This window comes from Vibrio sp. CyArs1 (genome assembly GCF_022432925.1).
Lineage (GTDB): Bacteria > Pseudomonadota > Gammaproteobacteria > Enterobacterales > Vibrionaceae > Vibrio > Vibrio mediterranei.
The window spans coordinates 603,338-610,298 of the sequence record NZ_JAKRBO010000003.1; the positions used below are offsets into that span (position 1 = coordinate 603,338).

Genomic DNA, 6,961 nt, shown 5'->3' on the forward strand with positions numbered 1-6,961 from the left:
AGCCTCCCTCTATTAGGGAGGCAAAAATAGTGACCACTTGTTCAGCCTCTTCTGCCTAGATAGCATAGCTAAGAATCATCTTCTCCCTCTTAGAAAAACAACTCCGCCATGCTGAGACTGGCAAGTGCAAATGCTGCTAACATTTGTCTTTACTACTAAAGCAGTAGTTGTGCCAATTTGCCTAAATTACTAATTGTTTGTTTTACTTATGGATTATATTTCTTGATAAAAGGAGGGTGTGGACATGATGGCAGGAATTGGTGCAGTCGCACGAAAATAGGGAAGGCTAAGCCAAGATGACCTAGCCTTCTTATCTATCCGCTACGTTAAACTTAGAAGTCGTAACGTAGACCTAGACGTAGTGAATTATCTGCATCGATGTAATTACCATTCGTATCGGTAAATTGCTCATCGCTAGCATCAATGTTGTTAAACTTGTAACTTAAGTAAGTTCTTAATGATTTGTTGAAGTAGTACAAACCTGTTAATTCTATATAATCACTCTGGCTGTATTTGGGAGCATTGTCTGGATCGATTTCTCCTTTCTGGTACCCAAGGACTGCTTCAAAGTTATTGTCAAACCTATATTGAGCAACGAATTCGATGCCATCGAAGTCATTGTCTCCTATGATATAACCAGCATTATTAGTGTATTTTTTCGAACCTGAACCTTGAGTATATGTTGCACCAAGATACAAGCCTTCCCAGCGATAGTTCACACCTCCAATGATCTGAGAAGAGTCTTGACTATCATAACCTGGATTGCTAGGGTCGTTTGGATTTTCATTTGCAGCATACCCAAGAGCGAAGCCTAATCCCATTGGAAGAGTATATAGTGCAGATAGAGCCCAGCCATTTTCACTGTCTTCATCAGAAATTAAGGCACTCGCTTTAACGGAAAGTGCATCCATGAAATAGCCTGAGTAGTTGATAGCGTTATTAATTTGCTCATCACCAGCTTGGATAAACGTTTTCTGATTTCCACTATATGAGGTAACAGTATCAGACATTTGAGATATTTGTACTATGGCCGAATCTTGCTTACCAAATGTGACATCACCGTACGTGGTTCCTAATCCTGCATACATGTAACGTTGTTTGAAGTCAAAGTTAGCAGAGTTACTACCTCCGTTATCTCCTGTGCTTACTGTTTGCTCAGCTTCATAAAAAGCGATACCTTTCAGGTCATTGGTAATTTGCGTTTCTCCCCCGACGTTGATACGAAAGCGAGATTTATTATCCATCGAGCCGTCTAGCTTAGCTCCACTCTCTTGACCTTGGAAATCGCCCCTGAATTCAGCACGACCACCAATACTTAGTGAAGTACCATCTGAATTGTAAACCTCTGCTGCAAGTGCTGAACCAGAGACGAGTGCTGTTGTAATCGCCGTAGCGATGGCTGCCATTTTCATAATTCTATCCTTTGATTATTATTAACCACTGCAATGTTTCCACTGCTAGACCATTTGATGCCTTATGACATAAGTGGCCTAATGGAAGGATAGAACGCCTTTTCTAGCTTTCCTTTCTAAACTCCAATTAGTTCCCCTCTATTTGTTATTTTGTGATCTATCGCTCATTAATGACGTGCTTCATTGGCAGTTTTGTAACTCACAACAAAGTAATTCGGCTGACGTTACTCAAAAAATGGGAGATTGTTGACAAAAATGATGTGTTTTAAAGACTTAAATCGACTAATTAAACTGAAATAACAAAATGTAACTTGTTGAATTTTACGTGCTTCTCTGTCTGATAAATGAGCGGAAAGTGTTTAAAAGTGTGAATTTAATCACTCAAAAACAACAAAAAAACTCAATCAATCTCATCTAAATGGTGGCTTTAGATCGTTTTATGTTTTTATTATTTGTATTAAATTGTTGTTTTTAAAGGTTAAAGTTAAATAGAAAACACTGTTTTTAATCTTTTACGTCTTTTTATGAAGCCTTTGGGAACTTTAGGGTTAGAGTGGCTCTCGTCATGTTAATCCAGCGTTACATCAAGTCGGGTTACATGCATGGGTGTTATGTCTGTGTACGTAACAGCTTTATGTGCGTTATGTCATTCATTGAAATGACACATAAAACTTGAAATATGGAAATCCCAATGAACAAAAAAATTATTGCATTAGCAGTTTCTGCTGCAGCTTTCGGTACTACTGCTCAAGCAGTTGAGCTATACAACCAAGATGGTTCTACTTTCTCTGTAGGTGGTCACGTTTCTGTTGGCGTTCAAGATTCTGAGAAAGACGCTGCTGGTGTAAACTCTGTATCTCCACGTATCAACTTCGAAGCAACTCAAGATCTAGGCAACGGCTTTACTGCTGATGCTAAAGGTGAGTGGGCTCTAAACATGCTTAACGGTGGTGACAACTCTTTCACTACTCGTCTAGGTTACATCGGTGTTAGCCACGCTGAACTAGGTCGCGTAGCGGTTGGTACTCAGTGGGCTCCATACTACACTGCGGGTGGCGTAGCTGACCTTCCAATCGCTTTTGCGAATGATTTCCTATACGACAACCACGGTGCTCTAGGTACTGGTCGTGCAGACGCTATGCTTGCTTACACTAACGCATTTGACTTCGGTAATGCTGGTGCATTCAACTTCGGTCTAGGTTGGCAGGGTGCTAACGATATCGACAACACTACTACCGCAACAACGCCGCCTGTTACGAATGGCAAATTTAACCTAGGCCAACGTGCACAGGTTCAATTAGGTTATGATGTTGCTGGTTTTGGTATTAACTACGCCTATACCGGTGGTGATATTACATCCACAGGTCTTACTACGCAGAATCTTGATGACAAAGCTACTTCACACCTAGTATCTGCTAAGTACGGTACATATGGTAAAGGTCTGTACATTGCAGGTGTATATGCAATGAACGACTACATGACAAGTTATGATAAAGGTGCTCAGGGTCTTCAATTAGACGATACTAAGGCATATGAAGCTATCCTTGCGTATGGTCTATCTAACAGCCTAAACCTGTCTGTTAACTACGAGTCTGTTAAGTACGACGGCGACAAAGCAATTACAGATTCTCGTTACCAAGGTGAGACTATCTATGCAACTACAGCAATCCAAGCTGAGTATGACGTAACTTCTCGCATGCGTGCATATGGTGGTTACCAGTTTGACTTACAAGGCACTGGTGCATTCAAAGAAGATCGCGACAACATGTGGATGGCTGGTGTTCGTTTCTTCCTATAATGAAAAGCTAACTACCTAAATCTAAAAACCCGCTCTTGGAGCGGGTTTTTTGTTAGATAAGTGCCGCACTGAATGTAAGCTCTGGGTGTTATTTAGTGCGTAAATGCGTTTGTGGTAAAAATATCTTACAAATTCTAGTAAGTTGTATAAATTACTAATCAATTTAGTTATAACTTGTTGTTTTTAAGAAATAAAAATAGCAGTTACTTTATACTCTAAAACTTCATTTCATTTCACATCACTTCTGGGAACTCTCTCTTTAAAGTATCTCCATATTACAAGTTTCAAGTTTTTATCGAATTGTTCATCAGTGTTACGCACAGCACCTATGAGCAATACGGCATTAACACCCAAGTACTTACGTTCTGTAACGCGAATAAAAGTACCTAACTGTCATATATGGAAATCATAATGAACAAAACTCTACTTGCTCTTGCAGTGACTGCAGCAACGATTGGCACTCAAGCTAACGCGCTAGAAATCTACAACAAAGAAGGCACGCAAATGTCTATCGGTGGTCATGCGACTATCGGTCTAACTGGTGCTCATGCAGGAAAAGACGCTCGCGTTGAAGAAAAGTCTCCTCGTATTAATCTTGAAGTGATCCATGACCTTGGTAATGGCTTTAAGGCAGACTTCAAAGGAGAGTGGGCAATGAACATGTTAGAAGGTGGCAAAAACACCTTTACGACTCGTTTGGGCTATATCGGTATAGGGCATGAAACATATGGCCGTATCGCAGCAGGTACTCAATGGTCTCCTTATTACATGGCAGCCGGCGTTGTCGATACGCCAATCGGTTGGTCTAATGATTTCCTTTACGACAACCAAGGTTTATTTGGTACTGCGCGTGCTGATAAGTTAGCGGCGTACTACAATACTATTGACTTTGATGAAGCGGGTGCTCTAACAATCGGCGCTGGCTGGCAAGGTGCTAACTCGGTCGATGAAACAATTGGTTATAAGCAAGATGGCAAAACGGTAGCGGGTGCTGGCGACCAAGTTTATTCAACTAAAACTCAAACTTGGCTAAGTTCACAAAACCGTGGTCAAGTTGCTATTGGCTATACGATCTCAGGTTTCAACGTCAACTACGCATTCAACAGCGGCAATGTTGTTGAGCGCAATGTAGCTAAGCTTGCTGAGTCTAACTTGGTTTCAGCTAAGTATGGTAATTTTGGCGCGGGTTTATATGTTGCAGCTACATTCGCTGACAACAAAAATATGAACTCATTCGACAGCAAACTAATTGCGAAAACTCAAGCTGTAGACTCGATTCTTGCTTACGGATTTGACATGGGGTTGAACTTAATCCTGAAGCATGAAGAAATGCAAGACACAGAAAATAATGTGCGTGTTAAATCGGGAACTTCTGTTCAAGCAGAATATACAATTAACCCACGCGTTCGAGCATATACAGGTTATAACTTCGACAACCAAGGCGAGACTGGTGCGAATGTTGATTACAGCAAAGCGAAAGACAACCAATTCATTATCGGTACTCGTTTCTACTTATAATGTCTTGAAAACCTAAAACGACGAAAGCGCCCCTATTAAAGGGGTGCTTTATTGGATCTATTAGGCACCACACATTACAGTTGAGCGAGTGCTGCCCCGGCTTTGGGCTGTTTAGCCTTAGCTTTCTCAATCAATTTCGATGCAGTCTTATCATCCCATATGACGTCTTTGTCGCTGCCAATTATCGCACTGTTCATCTTGGTTATTTCGTTCCTCAAAAGTGCATCATCTTCTTCTGACAATGAGATTGTTCTTTTCCATGACCGATATGCTGTTTGTGTTGCTATTGGATCTCGGTTTTTAATCGCAGCGATTAAGTTTTCTTTAATCGATGCATTGTTTATTGAACTCATTGGTGAGTTGTCACTAAGGTGGTTCTGATTGGCTTTACTAGTGCGGTACCACATGGCACTAGATAAAACCCAGAGTGCCGCGAATAATCCGGCGATATAAGGCCAACTACCTGAGTCTTTAACAATTGTTGTTGTACCAGGCAAGCTTGATGTTGGACTTGAGACTGGCGATACGGCGTTAATCACTTCGTTCGCTGTTACCGAAACGTTCAACCCTTCCAGTTCAGTTTGGGCTGGCTTTTTATTCACTGAATCCCACCAATTAATCTTTACAGCAGGAAGAGTAAAGTCGCCACCATGTTGAGCTATGAGAACTTGTTTAGTGATCATAGTGACGCTGCCATCATCGTTACTTTTGAACAATGGCTTTTCTGAATAGACCCGAAACGCATCGGGGTTACTGACCGATATATTAGGTAACTGAGCTGACGTTAGCCCTGTTGCCGTTAGAGTAATGGTTCGTGTTAAGGAGTCGCCGCTGGCAATTGAAACTGACTTCGTCTCGACGTTTTTCCCACTATCTAATTTCCAGGTTTGAGACAGAGAAAGTTTCGAAGTCGGTAACCAACTATCGGTATAGCCTTCCGGTACTGGGTCAACTTTTAAGTCAACCGTAGGTGAGCTGGTATCCAGAGTGAGGATCTTCGTAGTTCCACTTCTATTGTTCCCATAAAGAACCCCCCCAGTGAGTGTTGGCGCTTTAATGGCGAAATTACCACTATCGATAGCGGTGACTCTGTATGACTGATCAATGATCATAACCTCCATACCATCAAGCACAGCTTGATACTGTTTAGGTTCGCCAACTGCCTCAATATCTAACCCTGGCGCCTCTGGTGAGGTTAAGTTGGGGTTTTGCAGTAAACGGGGATCGACCTTAACAATGATTCTTGTATCTAGTAACGCACTTTCCTTGGGATAAAGTTCTGACTTACTTAATTGGGTACGAACTTCAATCATGTCTTGGGTCGTAGGTGTTTGCTCATCGATGGTAACGTTCAATGTAATAGGGGAGGTGGCAACACCATTGACATCAAAACTAGGGATGGTCAGTTTGCCAATTCTTTGTGGGGCGATCGCCACCGTCCAAATACTACTGTCTGTACGCGTGCCATTCAAGATATTGACGGAAGAGCTAAAATTGGGTCGACCAAGATAGAAGTCTTTTGAAAGTGAACTAAAGTCCACCTTATTTCCGTCTAGTTTTTGGTCTGCGACGATTTTTAACTGAATGACCTCATCTTTGCTGACTTTGGTCTTGTTTACGCTTGCTGTTACGTTCAATGCCCATGATGAAAAGCTGACAGCAGAACTAATAATAGCGAGTAGCACTAAGGTGAGAGATTTTATGTTCTTCATTGTAATTACCAATCTTTCCCTGTTGAGGTAGGGACTTCTTTATTCTTCGATTGCAACAACATTTGTGCACGCAGCAAATAACTTGGGTCGCGCACGCTTTCAATTTGCTCAAGTTTTCTAAGATCGGGGGCGACGTTTTGTTGTGTTGTCTCTTTAGCTAGTTGAGCTTGCTTTTGCTCTTCAGAAGCTTGTGACTGTTGCTCACCGGAACTCGTACTAGCGGATTTTTCGGTTGATGCTTTAGTTGTATTGTCTTTCTCTTGAGGCTGCTTTGCCTGCTGATTCCGAGATTCTTTATTATTATCGGAATGCTCTGGTTGCGAATTATTCTTTGTGCGCTCTGAGTCTGGTTTTGCGGTTTCACCAGATGAGTTCTCTTTACTGCTTGAATTAGCGTTAGATTGCGATTGTTGTTGACTTGTCTTTGCGCCGTTGCCACCATTTTGTTGCTGTTGCTGTTGCTGTTGCTGTTGCTGTTGCTGTTGCTGTTGCTGTTGCTGTTGCTGTTGCTGTTGCTGTTG

Annotated in this window: 4 protein-coding genes and 1 pseudogene; 2 read left to right on the forward strand and 3 right to left on the reverse strand. The window is 41.7% G+C overall.

Annotated features, from left to right (window positions below):
• Positions 1–332: 332 nt before the first annotated feature.
• Positions 333–1,412, reverse strand: a complete 1,080-nt coding sequence (locus MMA19_RS13305) for a porin (protein ID WP_096443885.1) — start codon at positions 1,410–1,412, stop codon at positions 333–335.
• Positions 1,413–2,103: 691 nt separating this feature from the next.
• Between MMA19_RS13305 and MMA19_RS13310 the strand changes: the two genes are divergently transcribed.
• Both MMA19_RS13310 and MMA19_RS13315 read left to right on the forward strand, forming a co-directional pair.
• The gene (locus tag MMA19_RS13310) at positions 2,104–3,210 is read left to right on the forward strand and encodes a porin (protein WP_240206426.1); all 1,107 of its coding nucleotides are present in this window, start codon (positions 2,104–2,106) and stop codon (positions 3,208–3,210) included.
• A 411-nt stretch (positions 3,211–3,621) separates the two neighbouring features.
• A complete protein-coding gene (locus MMA19_RS13315) occupies positions 3,622–4,728 on the forward strand; it encodes a porin (protein ID WP_240206427.1) in 1,107 nt (368 codons plus the stop codon).
• A gap of 74 nt (positions 4,729–4,802) precedes the next feature.
• On the opposite strand, the gene MMA19_RS13320 is transcribed toward MMA19_RS13315, so the two are convergent.
• Both MMA19_RS13320 and MMA19_RS13325 read right to left on the reverse strand, forming a co-directional pair.
• On the reverse strand, positions 4,803–6,440 hold the full coding sequence (locus tag MMA19_RS13320) for a BatD family protein (RefSeq protein WP_240206428.1): 1,638 nt from the start codon (positions 6,438–6,440) through the stop codon (positions 4,803–4,805).
• 5 nt (positions 6,441–6,445) lie between these two features.
• Positions 6,446–6,961 (reverse strand): annotated as a pseudogene (locus MMA19_RS13325) (hypothetical protein); the annotation flags it as partial.